Origin of the sequence: Acinetobacter sp. SH024, assembly GCF_000163635.1 — a bacterium.
Classification (GTDB): domain Bacteria; phylum Pseudomonadota; class Gammaproteobacteria; order Pseudomonadales; family Moraxellaceae; genus Acinetobacter; species Acinetobacter pittii.
The window spans coordinates 515,836-532,466 of the sequence record NZ_GG753601.1; the positions used below are offsets into that span (position 1 = coordinate 515,836).

Sequence of the window (16,631 nt, forward strand, 5' to 3'; positions counted from 1 at the left end):
ATAAAAAACATGAAATTTATTCATCTTTTATTAAACACACATAAAACCAGAATAAATATAGTGCGAGGAGTTATGAACATCAGGTCATGTTTCTGATACAATGCCGAGCTTGTCTAATAGAGTAAACTTATACGTCTTATGTCAATGCAGCAATCGTACGCAAATATCCTGACTGCCGTCGGTGAAGATCTTGATCGTCCCGGCCTTAAAGATACGCCTGTGCGTGCGGCTAAAGCTTTTTCATATTTAACTTCTGGCTATAGTAAAACTTTAGAAGAAGTCACCAATAATGCTGTTTTCCCATCAGATAACCATGAAATGGTATTGGTGAAGAATATTGAATTCTATTCGCTTTGCGAACATCATCTCCTCCCATTCTACGGCCGTGTTCATGTAGCCTATTTACCGGAAGGCAAAGTTCTCGGTTTATCTAAATTTGCACGTATTACTGAGATGTTTGCTCGCCGTTTGCAAATTCAGGAAAATCTGACTCAACAAATCGCAGAAGCCGTTGCTGAAGTGACTGGCGCTCGTGGTGTTGCTGTAGTTATCGATTCAGCACATATGTGTATGATGATGCGTGGTGTAGGTAAACAAGAATCTACAACTCGTACAGTTTCATTTGTCGGCGATTTTAAAACCGATAAAGAAGCACGCCGTGAATTTTTAAGCGCAGTACCAGAAAGTTATTAATCTGGTTTTAATGCAAAAATAAGAGCCCGACGACGTTGGGCTTTTTTATATCTAGTTAAAGCACTTAATCTATAAAACATAACAATTAAATTAAGTGATTTTTGTTATAAAAGTACGCATCTTTCTTTTTAAATAATTTATGAGTTCATCATGCGATTTAAAAAAATTTCTTGCTTACTTTTACCGCCTCTTTTTATTTTTAGTACCTCAATTTATGCGGGCAATACACCAAAAGAACAAGAAGTTAAAAAACTGGTAGATCAAAATTTTAAGCCTTTATTAGATAAATATGATGTGCCTGGTATGGCCGTGGGGGTCATTCAAAATAATAAAAAATATGAAATATATTATGGCCTACAATCCGTTCAGGATAAAAAAGCCGTAAATAGCAGTACCATTTTTGAACTAGGTTCGGTCAGTAAATTATTTACCGCTACAGCTGGTGGATATGCAAAAGCAAAAGGAAAAATCTCTTTTGATGACACACCCGGAAAATATTGGAAAGAACTAAAAAATACACCGATTGACCAAGTTAATCTTCTTCAACTTGCGACGTATACAAGTGGCAATCTCGCCTTACAATTTCCAGATGAAGTTCAAACAGACCAACAAGTTTTAACTTTTTTCAAAGATTGGAAAACTAAAAACGCAATCGGTGAATACAGACAATATTCAAATCCAAGTATTGGCTTATTTGGAAAAGTTGTGGCTTTGTCTATGAATAAACCTTTTGACCAAGTCTTAGAAAAAACAATTTTTCCACCTCTCCATTTAAAAAATAGCTATGTAAATGTACCCAAAACTCAAATGCAAAATTATGCATATGGCTATAACCAAGAAAATCAGCCGATCCGAGTTAACCCTGGCCCGCTAGATGCTCCAGCATACGGCGTTAAATCGACACTACCAGATATGCTGACTTTTATTAATGCCAACCTCAACCCACAGAAATATCCGAAAGATATTCAACGTGCAATTAGTGAAACACATCAAGGTTTCTATCAAGTCGGTACGATGTATCAAGCATTGGGTTGGGAAGAATTTTCTTATCCAGCACCTTTACAAACTTTATTAGACAGTAATTCAGAGCAAATCGTGATGAAGCCTAATAAAGTGACTGCCATTTCCAAAGAACCTTCAGTTAAGATGTTCCACAAAACTGGCTCAACAAATGGCTTTGGATCTTATGTGGTGTTTATTCCAAAAGAAAATATTGGTTTAGTCATGTTAACCAATAAACGTATTCCAAATGAAGAACGCATTAAGGCAGCGTATGCAGTATTAAATGCAATAAAGAAATAATCGTCTTGTTTAAAAACAAAAAAAGAGAAATGAATAAACTCATTTCTCTTTTTTTATACATTTATTCTTTAAAAGAACCAAACATATCCTAGACTTGATTTCATCCAGTCTTGATGGTTTTGTTGCTCATAGTCCCAATTCAATCGAACAGCATTATTGCGATTAATCACATATTGCCACTGAGTATTTACTCTCAAATTCCATTGGTTTTGATCTTTCCAATATGGCAATTCAATTTGCACCACAGAGTTGAAACGCTCAAACCATTGATTCATACAACCTAAAGTTGGCCCCATACCTACGCGCCACCCTTTATCTAGATTTGAACCTGTTTGTACGTAGGTCTGTACTTGTCCATAGCAAATATGCTTTCGCCCATAGTCTGCAAGACTGTAACCGACCTGAGCATTAAAGCTTGCTACGCCGTGTTGTTTGTCTTCACTAAAGCTTCCATCATGAATAGCTTCTTGACGCCAACCTAAGTTAAAACCCCAACTCAGTGGTGTTTTAAATGGTTGAATCGGGTTATAAGAGTTCACTTCTAACAGATCAAGACGTTCTAGTTTTAAATGGTCATCTCGCCACTGTGCATTACCATTTAAAAATAGTAATTGAGTACCTGCACGATAGCCTCCTTGAGGATCTATTAAATCATGATAGGCTTGGCGATGACCAAGTTCGATAAACTTATCGCCTTGAACCTCACCAGCTTTTAATGAAAGATTACGTGCGTTATGGCCTTGAGTCGGCTCCTTTGTTGGTCTTTTTGGTTCTTGACGTTGCTTATCTAAATCAATCTGACTTCTGAGTGCTAAAAGCTGACGTAACTGCGGCTGAGCAATGCTTTCTTCAACTTTACGACCAATAAACTGTAGATATAAATCATCGTAAGCCATCTCGAGGATTTTAGCCTGATCCTGCTCAGTAAATGATTTTAAAATCTGAGAAGACTGCTGTATAGGCAGCATCGCAATTTGATGAGCCACCTTCGCCAGTGAGGCGCCATGCTGATGAGCTTGGGCCAATAATTGGGTTTCTAAAGCAGGTCGATATACAGGAGCTTTGGTGAGCCCCTGCTGCTGCATCGATTTAATGGTTTCCATTGGAATCGATGCATAGGTGAATTTCTCTTGCAAGTTAGATTCAGGTTTTACTAAATCCACTAACCCCAACAATCGATAGGCACAGTTATCACTCACAAAATAATAAGGAAAGCTCACATGTTGCATTTCCCAAATATGGCTTACTAAAAACCGAGTTTCTTCAGGTGATAGATTTAACTCATATTCCCACAAATCGCGGCTTTCAAAATCACCATACTCTTTTACCTTACGATAATAAGGCATCAATGAATATTCGCCTGGATACTGCCCCGTTAAACCTTTCCATGCATATGACCAGTTGTCGTTGCCTGCCACAGTTGCTGCATAGTTTACGGCGTAAGAGACAAGGTTTAACTGCTGTTGATCTTTTGGGTCCAAACGCAATAACGTATGACCAAACATTGAGCTAGGATTGCCCATAAAATCGGTCGCATAAATTAAGGTCGCTTTATGAGGCTTAATCTGCCCAATCCAGTTTTCAAATTCGGTACACTTTACTTGAGGCAATTCATTTTCTTGAATGCCGACTTTTTGCATGAGCCATTGACTACGTGCCGGAAACTTACAACGAATCGACTGATTATCTTGAGCAGGCACAAATAATGCTGAAATGTCAGCTTTTAGTTCTTCTTTTAAGTTATTTTTTCCATTTTCTGATAAGAAATAGCCAGAATAAGTAACCTCACTTTTCTGATTTTTATTGGCATACATCAGCCTTTGCCATGTAATGTCTTGATCTAGATTTTGTTGTTCTGCAATTGACCAATATTTTTGAATAGATGGATTTATATCTGCTGAATAAGCAATATTCACTGCCAGAGAGGCAAAAACTAAAACAACTGACTTCATTAAGCTCATCAATTTTTATCATTAAATATAAGAAAAACCCTGCCATACGACAGGGTTTTCAGTTTCAAACTTATACGTAAGCTTTTAAAACGTCATCTTTAGCCATTACTGTTTGTAATGATGCTAAAACTTGAAGCGTATTTTGATTATTTGCAGAATAGATTTCACCAAAGTTTGCTTTTGAAACTTTAAAGAAACGATCTTTGTCTTGAGGTTTGATTTGCATTAACTCAGCAAGTACGTTCAGGCTTTCACCTTGGCCTACTGCCATATCACGTGCTAAAGCTTCAGCATTTTCATTTGTGAATGTAACCACTTGCGCAGTTACTGTTCCGCCTTGACGGCAGCCTAAAGTACCAAAAGTAATCCCTAGTAATTGGTTAGTAAAAATACCATTTGTTGTTGCAGCAAGAATTTTAGGCACCACTCCTTTTTGGCCAGCCCATACTTGCGTACCCACACCACAACCTACATCGTTATCAGCCATAGCAACACTTGAACCAGCTGCTAACAAAGCAGCTAAAGCTAATTTTTTTAACATAGATGTATATCTCCAAAATCATTATTGATTGTTTCTTATGTATTGTTATGTGTAATTCTTATTACACGATATTAAAGATAGCGAGAAGGCTGTGATTTAGCAATTAAAAAATAAATAATATGATGAAAAGTGCTAACGAAAAAATTTACCTTAGATTCCAGTTACCTTGATTATCTCGATGACCTAATATTTTAAGCACGAGAACCAAACTTAAAAGTAATAATAAATACCATGACCCCAGTTTACCCCAACCTACCATATGCCAAGCATCTACCTGACTTGGATAGAGCCAGATTTTATAAAAAGTACTAATATTTTCAGCAATCCAGATTAGAAAAGCGAGGGTCAACAATACAGGTAACATCGGGATTTTAAATTTATATTCATTTAGCTGAAAATAAAGTTTGGTCTTCCAAAAAATAAAAATACTGATCGCAAATAAAATATAGCGAATATCAGGTACAAAAAATTTACTCATAAAGTTTATATATGAGAAAAATGCGAGTAAAAGCATCGTTCCAAAACTTGGAAGTTTTTCAAAAGAAACCTTAAATAATCGGAGTGATCGCGCAAAAAAACTACCTACAGCCGAATACATAAAGCCTGCAAATAAAGGCACAGTTAAAATTTTAAATACCGCAGGCTGAGGATATTGCCATGATGCAATCGCAGGATGCGTTAAAAATATTTCCATGACCATCGCCATGACATGAAATAAAGCAATAACTTTAGCTTCTGCCCATGATTCAAGTTTTAAATATAAAAGACAGATCTGAATCAGCACTGCATAGATGAGTAAATAATCATAACGATAAAAACCCATATATTCATGGCTTCCCATCGGTGCTGTTAAAGCAAAAGCAATTAAAAGTAGAATACCAAACAAGGCTGCCGAAACAGCCTTGCCGATAAAATGAATTGGTAAAGTGAGATGGCGCACAAAAAACTATCCTAGATATTTAGCACTATACTCATGTACTGTATCTACAAAGATTTTTGGTTGCGCAGGGTCTACCCACTGGGTAATACCGTGGCCTAAGTTAGCAACGTAACCTGTTTTTTCACCGTTTGCATAAGCATCGTCTAACATTGCTTTTACAGCTTTTTCAATTGAAGCAGCCGAGCCATATAAAACAGCAGGGTCAAGATTACCTTGTAGCGCTACACGTCCCGACACAATATTACGAGCTGTATTAAGTGGAGTAGTCCAATCTAAACCTAATGCATCTGCACCAGTCGTAATCATTGGCTCTAACCATTGACCGCCACCTTTAGTGAAAACAATAACAGGAATACGGCGACCATCTTTCTCACGTTGCAAACCAGCAATGATTTTATTCATGTAGTTTAAAGAGAATTCGACATATTCACGATGTGCTAATGCCCCACCCCAGCTATCAAAGATCTGGATAGCCTGAGCACCTGCATCAATTTGAGCATTTAAATAGTCAGTAACTGAATCTGCTAGATGATCAAGTAAAGCATGCAAAATTTCTGGTTGCGCGTACATCATCTGCTTGGTAAAACGGAACTCTTTACTTGAACCACCTTCAACCATATACGTTGCTAATGTCCAAGGACTACCAGAAAAACCAATCAGTGGAACTTGGCCACCTAAAGCAGAGCGAATTGTGCTTACTGCATTCATCACATAATCAAGGTCTGACTTTGCATTTAGCTTGGGTAAATTCGCGACATCTTGTTCAGTACGAACAGTTTTTTGAAACTTAGGGCCTTCACCCGTTTCAAAATAAAGCCCTAAGCCTAATGCATCAGGAATTGTTAAAATATCTGAAAATAAAATTGCTGCGTCTAAATCGTAACGGCGTAAAGGCTGCAAAGTCACTTCACAAGCAAATTCTGTATTTTTACATAGAGATAGAAAGTCGCCTGCTTTTGAACGTGTTTCACGATATTCAGGCAAATAACGTCCTGCTTGACGCATCATCCATACCGGTGTGGTATCTACAGGTTCGCGTAACAAAGCTCGTAGGAAACGATCATTTTTCAAAGTCGTCATTACCAATCTCTATATTCTTTATGTGGCAGCATCATATCAAAAACATAGAGATTTTTATAATTTCAATTTCACACAAAAAACTCGTCAATCTACTAAAAAATGCATATTTACACAAAAGTCTACTGCAAGCAGCAAGGTTTTCTGCAATACTTGCAACATGTTACATCGGGTCTATTGATATTCTTTTAACCACTAAATTGCCAATCTTGGGCTCATAGAGATGAGTTATTGGTAATTTTATGCAATTTTAGATTAGATCATGCCCCTATTGCTTATATGAAAATTCTTAAGGTTGAATTACATGTTTGTTCGCTCATTACTCGCTATGAGTTTAAGTTGTATTATTGCTAATGTTGCTTTTGCTGCTTCAACAACTGAGCAACCCCTGAACCCTAAAAAGGTATCAGCTCCTGTAGAAGATCCGATTGATCCTTTAGCAGTAGATGCAGCTTCAACTGTAAAAGCTCAAGCTTCGACACAAATTACCGCTCAAGAACAAAATGACCTAAATCGAGCGTCAACAACATTACAAAATTTGCAAAAAACTGAAGACCCAAATGCCGAGTCTGGTATTGCTGCATCTACACCAGTAGCAGCTAAAACCACAACTGCCTCTGCTACAGCACAAGTACCTGCTGCGTCATGGACTTTAGATAGCTTAAACTCGGCTGAATGGTCTGAAAATATTGGTAAAGGCCAACTTCCAGTTTACGCACGTGCGCATGTTATGCTCAATAATGCACATGCATCGCCAGGTGCGATTGACGGCATGAGCGGTAAAAACACATTAAAAGCAATCTCTTCATTCCAACAAATGAATGGTTTATCACCTACTGGTGAATTGACTAAAGAAACTTGGGATGCATTAGTTGCTAAACAAACAAAACCAGCATTTATTGAATACACTATTTCTGATGCTGATTTAAAAGGTCCATATGCTGAGTCGATTCCTTCTGACTACGCATTACAGGCCAAAATGAAAGGTTTGTACTACACTCGTGTTAGCGAAATGTTGGGCGAGAAGTTTCACATTGATGAAGCTTTCTTAAAGAAAATTAACCCAACTGCGACATTCAAAAAAGCGGGTGAAAAAATCATTGTTCCAAACGTACGCAATGATTTACCAGAAGACATTCATTTGATTATTGCGCATAAAGGTGCAAAACAACTGTACCTCTTCAACAGTCGTAACCAAATGATTGCGTCATTTCCTGCAACAATTGGCAGTACTGATACGCCTTCTCCGACCGGTACTTACAAGGTAGTTGGTGTAGCACGTAACCCTTGGTATAGCTACTCACCTTCTAACTTCGTACAAGGTAAAAACTTAAAACCGCTTTCTTTACCACCTGGCCCAAATGCTCCTGTAGGTAATATCTGGATCGGTTTAAGTAAAAAATCATTTGGTATTCACGGTACACCAAACCCGTCTTTAATTTCTAAAACTGCGTCACATGGTTGTATCCGTTTAACTAACTGGGATGCTAACGATTTAGGTAATAAAGTACGTTCAGGTGTAACTGTTAAATTCTTAGAATAATCCTCTTAAATAAAAGAGCCTGCTTTATGCAGGCTTTTTTATTTAACTAAATTCTGACTACATCTATCTTATATCGTTATTATTTTTAACTATCGAATAAGACTACCAAAGATTTGTGAATCACACAGCAATTTTTGTATTTAGAATATTTAGCATGGTTTGCATCTTAGCTTCTGTTTCTAGCCATTCAGCTTCAGCATCTGACCCTTCGACAATCCCCGCACCAGCATATAAGCGCATTTTATTTTCACTGAGTAGACCACATCGAATCGTCACTACCCATTCTCCATTACCCTCGGAATCCATCCAGCCTACTAACCCCGTGTAATAATGTCGGTCATAACCTTCATGATCTAAAATAAACTGCTTAGCAACATTGGTTGGTGAGCCACAAACCGCTGGTGTTGGATGTAATTCTAATGCAAGGTTTAATGCATTCGGTGCCTGTTGTTTGAGCACACCTTGGAACTCTGATGATAAATGCAACATTGTTGATGTTTCTAAAATATCTGGAAATTCAGAAACCTTAAGCTCTACACAATGAGTGGCTAAATTTCTAATAATATTTTCAACCACAATTCGATGTTCATGCTGGTCTTTCTCAGAATGATTTAATTCTTGTTGGCTGACGAAATTTTTTTCAGAAATTTGAGATTTGGGTCTAGAACCGGCCAAAGGATTACTGGTTACAATACGACCTTGTTTTGATAAAAGCAGTTCTGGGCTTGCGCCTAGAATATAATCATTATGTTCTACTGGAATCACAAAATTATAAGCATTTGGATTTTGTTTTAATAAAGCAGCCAATAAATTTTCTGGCTCTTGATGATGGTTAAACTCATATTCAACAGCCTGAGAAAGAACAACTTTTTCTACCTTCTTTTTTTCAAAAGCATCTAAAGCTAACTGTACTGTACCTTCAAATTTTTGGCGTTGAATGAGTAATGATTTATTAATTACCTCAATGTTATTACGTTTTTTTAATGAGTTAATCGTAGAAGATGCTTGTGTTATTTTTTTATGATCAGCATAAAAATTTAAGCTACTTTTCTTTGTAATATCAAAAGGTATAGCACCAATTAAAACTGGATTTTGATGGCCTTGCTTTTTAATTTCTTCAAAACATTTTGCAATCCCCTCATTAAATAGTGCGGTATTTGCTGCAGGTGTATTTAGCGTTTTAACGAATTCGTTCACTTCGAGATAATAATTTTTCGTAGAGAAACATGAAAATTTCTTTTGACCGATATGATCTAAATTTTGCTCTACTGATATTTGAGTCTGCATCATCTGTATATCACCTCTCACATTGATTTTTTTCAAGCAAATTCTGTAGTACTTCTTTTTAAATATAGGAGTATAAAAATACTGAAACACACATTAATGCAAATGATTATTATTATCAATAATAAAATTAGTTTTCAATACAAGAAATTGTAATTATCTCGTTATTTGTATAAAAAAATTGAACTTTAATCTCTAGATTTATCTCGATTGAACTTTCTTGACTAAGGTAAAAATAAAGATACTCGCCATCTAGTTGTTTAAAATTTATATTTTTAAAATCAATAATTTGCTTATATTTTAAATAAATTGCTTTAATGATACTTTCTTTAGCAGAGAATATTACCAAATATAAATATGCTTGTTTTTTTTGCAGCTTTTCAATTTCTTCTTGTTCGTTTTTATTTAGAAAAACATCATAAAATTCATCTTTCTTTTGAAAAAAAATATGATGCTTTTGAGACTCTATATCGATCCCAAATATTTTTTCTTTAACCGTGTTATTTCTAGCATATGCGATGGCATGACATGATTTTTTTGATCCAACATGGCTAATCCCACCCAGCACTCCTTCGGGCCATAGGGGTTCCCCATGTCTACCTTGATAGACAATAGAATGTTGTAAATTGAGGCTTTGTAATGCATATTTTGCTGCTAAGCGTCCCGTCAAGAATTCTAATTGTCGAATGAAGCGTGAGCTTTTTATATTCGGTGGAAGAAATATATTCAGATCCTGATAGATATGATCAAGCTGAGGTATTTCTTTGATTTCACTGAGCTGGACTTTATGTATATCTAGCCCGAAAGCTGTTAGCTTTTCATATTGAATATTTATTTCATCCAGACATGAATTAGCCTCTCTATTTACCTGCTTCTCCCTATTCATAGCCTGCACTTTATTCAATATTCACGGTCAATGTTTCAACGATGGCAGCAATTTTTTCAAGCATCTTTATTCGGGTCTCGGGATTGAGAAAGTAGAAATGGTCCCCTTCAAACTCAATACTACCTAACCACTTTTCTGTGTGTTGTTGCCATGCATCCATCATTCTTTTGTTAGGAATATCAGGGTCTTGTTGGCCATAAAATGCAACAATCGGGACCTCAGTCTTATGAATCTTCTCGCTAAGTAATTGATCACTAAGATAGAAATCATTACGAATGATTTTGAGAAAGAATGTGAGTGCATCCTGATTATTTAAAATTTCATCAGGAAAATTATTGTATCGCTTCAATTCATCAATAATTTTTTTATCAGTTAGCTCATGCTTGTACCGCATATGTTGAATATAGTGGTGCTCAGGTCGGCTACTTATAACAATTAATCTCAACTGATCAATTATGGGTTTTTCATTCAAATAATTGAGTACTTTCCAAATCAAGCCACCTCCTACACTATGTCCAAATAAAATGAACGGTGTATCTGAATAAGCATGTATTTCATTGGCAATTTGCATAGTCAATAGATCAGGATCATCAATTAATGGTTCATTTATTTTTATACCATGACCCGAATATTCAATAGGAATAATACGAATATTGTCAGAGATCTGCTTTTTCCATGGATGATAAATACTCGCGCTACTCCCCGCAGGCGGTAAACAGAACATATTATATTGATGTTTATTCACTTAAGAATTCTCCAAATATTAAGCATTTTTCTTTTATAAAAAATGCTTAAATCAGATTTCTGCGCTATTTTTTTAAACAGAAGTTGAAGCTAAATTGATAGTTTGAGTCGGTTGCCAAATGGCTGAATCACGATGTGTCACAAAAATAACCGTAGAAGAAAGAGTACGTATCGTTGTAACGATTTCCTGCTCAGTCTCTTCATCCAAAGCAGAGGTAGCTTCATCAAGTATTAAAATCGGCGCATTTTTGAGTAATGCTCGCGCAATTGCGACCCGCTGACGTTCACCACCAGACAATGCGGTGCCTTGCTTACCCACCGATTGATTAATTCCTTCTGAACTACGGTCAATCATTGCGCCTAATGCGGCATCTCTTGCAGCCTTTTCTATTTCATCATCAGTTGCATCAGGTTTTCCTAAACGGATATTTTCAGCCAGTGTTCCTGTGAACAAAATAGGTTCTTGTGTGACATAAGCGATATTCGAAACTAAATCTTCATATTTCATTTGATCAAGAGCTATGCTACCAAGGGTAATTTTTCCTCTTTGTGGATCATCAAACCTTGTAAGCAATTCAAGTAAAGTACTCTTACCACTACCGCTTGGTCCGGTAACCCATACTCTGCTCCCCGATGCGATGTCGAGAGATATATTTTCAATTGCTGGCGCATAGCTAACGTCTTGTATCGAAATATGATGGCCAGTAGGAATTTGAGGGTGTAATGGCTCAGGCAACTCAGGTGGATGGGTGATCTGATTAAAATTGCGCAGTGCGGCAAACAAATCATTGATATGCAACCCTGCGGTAGCAAGTTCACCTAACGGCGCTGCTGCACGTCCAATTAAGACGAGTAATGCCAACACCAAAGCAGCATGATTGACTCCAGCGATCACCAGATATGTTGCCATCCCAGCAATGGGTAAAACACTTGCCAAGGTCGCAACAAAACTTGCAAATGCAGCAGCACGGTTGATCCGTACTAATGTCTCTTCTTGCTCTTCCCAACGATGTTCTAGCCTTTGGACCGCACGTTCTGGTCCCGCGGCTGTGCGTAATAACTCAACATGATCAACCAATTCCAACGTTGCTTGTGAAGCCGCTAAATCGGCAGTATTACGTTTGTTATCAATATGCATGAGTGCACGTTGTGCTAAGAATTGAGCAAATAAAGAGAGTAAAAGTAAGCCTAAAGCGACAAATGCTACACCTGCTCCAGCAAGCAGGCCTATTCCTATTGTTAGAAATAAAGGCATAAAAGGCGCATGTAAAAAGGTTTGCAATTGATGAGCAGGGATACTCATAAACCCAGGAATTCCCTGTCCAGCAATTGTCTTAATCTGAGCACGCTGTTCATTGGTAAACCAAGAGAGCTTGGCACGAGCTAAAGATTTGCCTAACGCAGCAAATAGATCCCCTGCTAAACGCACACCCGTGAGAAAGCCAGCACGAGTGACTATAACTGTCACTAATATTGCTGCAATTGCACTGATGAGAACCCAACTTGGAGACCATTGATTGACAATTGCAAATGCCAAGACGGTATATGCGATTGCTTCAATTGCGGCAACAATGATCCATCCGATACCAACAATAATTAATTTTTGCTTGGCTGCACGAGGAAGCATCGAAAAAATCTGATCTTTATTTAATTTAGCAGCAGTATTCATAAAGATTTCCCTGAGTCAGTTGGACCTTTCAGCACTAACCTGTTGTCGGCATGAGCAGCTAAGGCAAGATCATGAGTGACCATGACGATGGTTTTATTCTGGTTTTTAGCTAAGTGGCTTAATTCCAATATTATTTCTGTCGCATTGGTCTGGTCGAGTGCGCTCGTTGGCTCATCTAATAAAATAATAGGAGCTGAGGATAAAAAAGCACGCGCTATACCTATGCGCTGTTTTTCACCGCCTGAAAGTAAAGTTGCATCTGCATTTAAATCTACTTTTAATTGGGCCTTGAGTAATGCCTGCTCAAGTTGTTCATCATTTGCATTAATGGCAGATAAGGACAAGTTTTCTCTTACTGTGGCCGGTAATACATCTCCACCTTGTGGAATAAACAAAACCTTTTCATGTCTTAGTTTTTCATGTAATTGCAAAATATCTGTTTTTGCTAATTGAACGACACCTTCTTGTAATACAGCGAATCCAGCAAGTGCTCGCAGTAAGGTTGTTTTTCCAACTCCACTCGGTCCCGTAATTGCAATAATTGAATTTTTTGGAAATGAATAACTTAATCGATCTAATACTTTTTGATTTTCAATTGTAAAGCTCGCATTAACTATTTCAAGTGTTACATCTTGCTCAATCTGTTGTAGATTGCCCGATGAGAGTACTGGCTCTTTTAATAATGTAGATAAACGAGTAGCTGCAGCTCGCCCAGCAGCAACATAATCAAGACCATGCCCTAAACGTAGTGAAGGTGTCACGATGGCCAAACTAAAGAAAAGTGTTGCAGCCAAGGTCATGCTGTCGTATTGATAAGCCACGAGATAGGCGATGGCAAAGGTTGCAGCAGCTTGTAGTAATGCAGTGGCAACAGCAGCGAGTGTTGCGACTTTACTCACCCAAGACACCATATTTTGAGTGAAATTTTGTGCTGATTGGGTATAGGCAGTTAAAGCGCCTGATTGTTGCCCATATATACGGTTATCACGAATGCCGCGCGCATAATCATCAGCAGAACCAATAATATCTAACATGACCTGCATACGTGCAGCGCCATCCCGTTTTGATACATGGGGAACAATAATTAAATAATAGAGTGAAGCAATTGCCCCAGGTAATAATACCCAAAGTGCCATCGGGCCAACCAACACAACTAATAAAACAATAGAAACCAAAGGGATTACAGCAAAAATCGCAATTTCCGACGGTAAATGTGCCACCATATGGTGTAAGGTTGCGATATCGTCTGAAACCAGTCGTTTTAAGTTTTGGTCACCCTGTTTTGATAGGGTTGTGTTAGGTAACCGAATTAAATGATGAGCAATTTGACGACGTAATCGTGCCGAAAATCCAGCCTCTGCATCATGCACTAACCATGAGGCCAGTGCTGCCAATGCTGCCCCGACTATCCAAAAAACCGCTGAAAAGATCACCCAATAAGAAGATAAATAACCAATCAACTGAATCATGCCCCACAGGGCAGTTAAAATAGCTAAACCTGAAAATACGGCAGCAAGCGTTCCTGCAAATAATTTAGGAAATGCTGGCTTGAGTGCAGGTGCCAAGGAAGAGTCTGTCATCAGATGAGATAACTTTAAATCAGACATGCTTATCTCTCTTTATATTCATAGAAAAAGCGGTACTTAAAATAAAATCTCGCTTCAATTGACCGGCAAGAATTGCTATTTTCGGCTTTAAAAAAGCATGAATAAGAAAATCATATAAAAAGTATTTTTTTAAAAACTTTAATTGCATCAAAAAATTCCTAACCACCCTATCAAAATATTTTTAGATCATTTTCTAGACTGTAAAAATTAATATGGATTGTCTAAATCATTCTGGTTGATATGACTAAAAACCAACTGTACGTTTAGAGGCACCTTGTAGATCAAAAATAACGTCATCAATTAAGTTATCAATCTGACGTGTATCTCGGTGATGTGCCGTAGTAATTAAATGAGCCATATTTCCAGAGGTTGCCAGATAATGCTTTTTCCAGATGTGCTCAGAAGGACACGGAAATACCACAGTGATTGAATTCGGATTTCGCCAAGCAGGAATGCCCACTGCCTGAAAGCGATCAACCGCGTACTGGGCCATTTTGAGGCAATGTTGAATTCTCTGTCGTCTTTGTAAATTAGTTTGGCTACGTATTGCCGCCCACATCAACAAGACGGTATGGCCATTGCGAGAACCACTAATGGTTTGATCACGTGTAGAGATATAGTCAACATCTACCGATATACGTTCTACATTTTGTCGCTTGGCCACAACAATGCCACACGGAATTGGTGAACCAATCATTTTATGACCAGACACACAGATCGAGTCGATGCCATGAGCAAAGGAAAACGCTTGAGGATGATCAACAAAAGGTAAAATCATGCCACTTAAGGCAGCGTCGGCATGAATATAATAATCTCGGCGCATGATTCCGATTTGCGCTAAGCGCTCTTGAATCATTTCAATATCATCAATTGCGCCAGTCATGGTCGTGCCAATATTTGCAAAAATAATGGGGTGACTTTCTTTATTGGTTTTTATTTTATGGATTAAATCATCATAGTCGATTTCACCATTATCCAATGATTCAACCACGCAAGATTTCATCTGCAATAATTTGGCGATTTTTCCAACCGAATAGTGCGTATCTTTTGAGTAATATAATGTGGAATCAGGAAATAGCTCACGCGCCAGATAGCAGCCAAACATATTACCTTCTGTGCCACCGTTGGTTACGTATCCCCAGCTTTCTTCAAAGGGAATTTGAAAAATTTCAGCAAAATATGCCATGACATCTTTTTCAAAATCAAAAGAATTCAATGCGTAATTGCTATAGTCTTTCCAATCACCACAATTATTAATAGAGAATTTGAAAAAACGGAATAAAGCTGAATAATCAAAATCTGCAGATTCAGGATATCCAATATTGAAGTATTGATGTTTTAAACAGTAATTCCAGAATGTCTCTATTTTCTCTTGATCAGCAGGCGATAAAATCATTTTTTGCTCCGTTAATATGACGATTACAAGTCGTCTAAGGAGTCGCTATCAAAGATATAAATTTTATGTAAAATTTAGCGACCAGGATTTGTCGTATGCCTTATGAGGCAACCCTCTACCCTGCAATCCGTTGCCGTGCATCAACCAATGACCACCAATTTGATAAAGTGGGTGTGCGTCCTAATTCCTCAAAACTAATATTGATTCCCTGAGCTTTGAGTTCCGAAGAAAACTGCATAATTCGTAATGAGTCCAATCCATAAAGAATCAGGTTTTCTTCGGGATCTAATTCATCTTCTTCAATCAGTTGCTGGACCTTCTGCTCTAGCCAAGGTCGTGTAATGCCTGTTGCCACCTGCCCCACTACAGATTCAGTATCAATGACTTGACCACAACGTGAAGACACATATTTCAAAGCTAAGCGGTGTTCTTCTTCTGAAAAATCGGCAACTGCATCCCCAACCAGAAAGGGTTGTATGTCACTCATAAAGGCTTCAATTGCCGTAACCATACAACCGATATGAGCATAGACACCGCCAATAATGAGCTGATCACGATTCCAGTTTTGCATTCTTTCAAGCAAATCCGAACGTTTAAACGCGCTATAACGCCATTTCGTTAAGACAATGTCATGTTCAGCAGGAGAAAGTTGATCAATAATTTTTTGCTGATCGATTGTTGAGGCTGGCAAACCCGGCCCCCACATGGCATTCAGTAATGCACGATCTGCCGCTGGCTGTTCATAAGGCTGTGCTGTATAGACAACAGGAACATTGTTCTGATGTGCCCAAGTTCTTAGTTGAACTAAATGATTAACAACCGTCTTAATTAATTCACTTTCAGCATCGTAAAAATTTAAAAAGTAACGCTGCATATCATGAATTAATAAAACTGCTCGAGAAGGATCTAATTGCCATTCTGTTTTATTATTTGGATAACTCTCTCGTTTGGGCATGAGATAAGTGGAAATTTTTGCAATAGCCATATGCTGCTCAAT

The 16,631-nt window shown here is 37.7% G+C and carries 14 protein-coding genes; 3 read left to right on the forward strand and 11 right to left on the reverse strand.

All coding sequences use genetic code 11. The features are described from left to right. Nucleotides 1-144: 144 nt before the first annotated feature. Nucleotides 145-693: a GTP cyclohydrolase I FolE gene (gene folE / locus HMPREF0013_RS15075; protein WP_002118643.1), complete on the forward strand. Its 549-nt coding sequence runs from the start codon at nucleotides 145-147 to the stop codon at nucleotides 691-693. Between the two features lie 150 nt (nucleotides 694-843). Beyond that, on the forward strand, nucleotides 844-1,995 hold the full coding sequence (locus HMPREF0013_RS15080) for an extended-spectrum class C beta-lactamase ADC-18 (RefSeq protein ID WP_002118772.1): 1,152 nt from the start codon (nucleotides 844-846) through the stop codon (nucleotides 1,993-1,995). 68 nt (nucleotides 1,996-2,063) lie between these two features. Here the strand turns inward: HMPREF0013_RS15080 and HMPREF0013_RS15085 are convergent, their stop codons facing one another. The 4 genes from HMPREF0013_RS15085 to hemE all read right to left on the reverse strand — a co-directional run bounded on the left by HMPREF0013_RS15085 (nucleotide 2,064) and on the right by hemE (nucleotide 6,508). Then, the gene (locus HMPREF0013_RS15085) at nucleotides 2,064-3,956 is read right to left on the reverse strand and encodes a DUF4105 domain-containing protein (RefSeq protein ID WP_019767535.1); all 1,893 of its coding nucleotides are present in this window, start codon (nucleotides 3,954-3,956) and stop codon (nucleotides 2,064-2,066) included. Nucleotides 3,957-4,017: 61 nt separating this feature from the next. Continuing rightward, on the reverse strand, nucleotides 4,018-4,488 hold the full coding sequence (locus HMPREF0013_RS15090) for a DUF3015 family protein (protein WP_002118800.1): 471 nt from the start codon (nucleotides 4,486-4,488) through the stop codon (nucleotides 4,018-4,020). 145 nt (nucleotides 4,489-4,633) lie between these two features. Beyond that, entirely contained in the window at nucleotides 4,634-5,428 is a 795-nt protein-coding gene (locus tag HMPREF0013_RS15095) for a DUF817 family protein (protein WP_002118932.1), read from the reverse strand. A 6-nt stretch (nucleotides 5,429-5,434) separates the two neighbouring features. Continuing rightward, the gene (hemE, locus tag HMPREF0013_RS15100; protein WP_002118698.1) at nucleotides 5,435-6,508 is read right to left on the reverse strand and encodes a uroporphyrinogen decarboxylase; all 1,074 of its coding nucleotides are present in this window, start codon (nucleotides 6,506-6,508) and stop codon (nucleotides 5,435-5,437) included. 301 nt (nucleotides 6,509-6,809) lie between these two features. On the opposite strand from hemE, the gene HMPREF0013_RS15105 reads away from it, so the two are divergent. Next, nucleotides 6,810-8,048 (forward strand): L,D-transpeptidase family protein, encoded by a 1,239-nt coding sequence (locus tag HMPREF0013_RS15105; protein ID WP_002118952.1) that lies wholly within the window; start codon nucleotides 6,810-6,812, stop codon nucleotides 8,046-8,048. Nucleotides 8,049-8,168: 120 nt separating this feature from the next. Here the strand turns inward: HMPREF0013_RS15105 and basJ are convergent, their stop codons facing one another. The 7 genes from basJ to basF form a co-directional block, all read right to left on the reverse strand. Next, the gene (gene basJ / locus HMPREF0013_RS15110) at nucleotides 8,169-9,338 is read right to left on the reverse strand and encodes an acinetobactin biosynthesis isochorismate synthase BasJ (RefSeq protein ID WP_005803771.1); all 1,170 of its coding nucleotides are present in this window, start codon (nucleotides 9,336-9,338) and stop codon (nucleotides 8,169-8,171) included. 124 nt (nucleotides 9,339-9,462) lie between these two features. Further along, nucleotides 9,463-10,218 carry a 4'-phosphopantetheinyl transferase family protein gene (locus HMPREF0013_RS15115; protein WP_002118449.1) on the reverse strand — a complete coding sequence of 252 codons (756 nt, stop codon included), beginning with the start codon at nucleotides 10,216-10,218 and terminating at the stop codon, nucleotides 9,463-9,465. 10 nt (nucleotides 10,219-10,228) lie between these two features. Then, a complete protein-coding gene (gene basH / locus HMPREF0013_RS15120; RefSeq protein WP_002118515.1) occupies nucleotides 10,229-10,963 on the reverse strand; it encodes an acinetobactin biosynthesis thioesterase BasH in 735 nt (244 codons plus the stop codon). 72 nt (nucleotides 10,964-11,035) lie between these two features. Beyond that, a complete protein-coding gene (gene barB / locus HMPREF0013_RS15125) occupies nucleotides 11,036-12,631 on the reverse strand; it encodes an acinetobactin export ABC transporter permease/ATP-binding subunit BarB (RefSeq protein WP_002118845.1) in 1,596 nt (531 codons plus the stop codon). Next, entirely contained in the window at nucleotides 12,628-14,238 is a 1,611-nt protein-coding gene (gene barA, locus HMPREF0013_RS15130) for an acinetobactin export ABC transporter permease/ATP-binding subunit BarA (protein WP_002118873.1), read from the reverse strand. The genes barB and barA overlap by 4 nt, the downstream gene beginning before the upstream one ends. Before the next feature lie 244 nt (nucleotides 14,239-14,482). Next, nucleotides 14,483-15,634, reverse strand: a complete 1,152-nt coding sequence (basG, locus tag HMPREF0013_RS15140) for an acinetobactin biosynthesis histidine decarboxylase BasG (protein WP_002118388.1) — start codon at nucleotides 15,632-15,634, stop codon at nucleotides 14,483-14,485. 115 nt (nucleotides 15,635-15,749) lie between these two features. Then, complete coding sequence (gene basF / locus HMPREF0013_RS15145) at nucleotides 15,750-16,619, reverse strand: acinetobactin biosynthesis bifunctional isochorismatase/aryl carrier protein BasF (RefSeq protein WP_002118594.1); 870 nt, start codon at nucleotides 16,617-16,619, stop codon at nucleotides 15,750-15,752. Nucleotides 16,620-16,631: the final 12 nt, after the last annotated feature.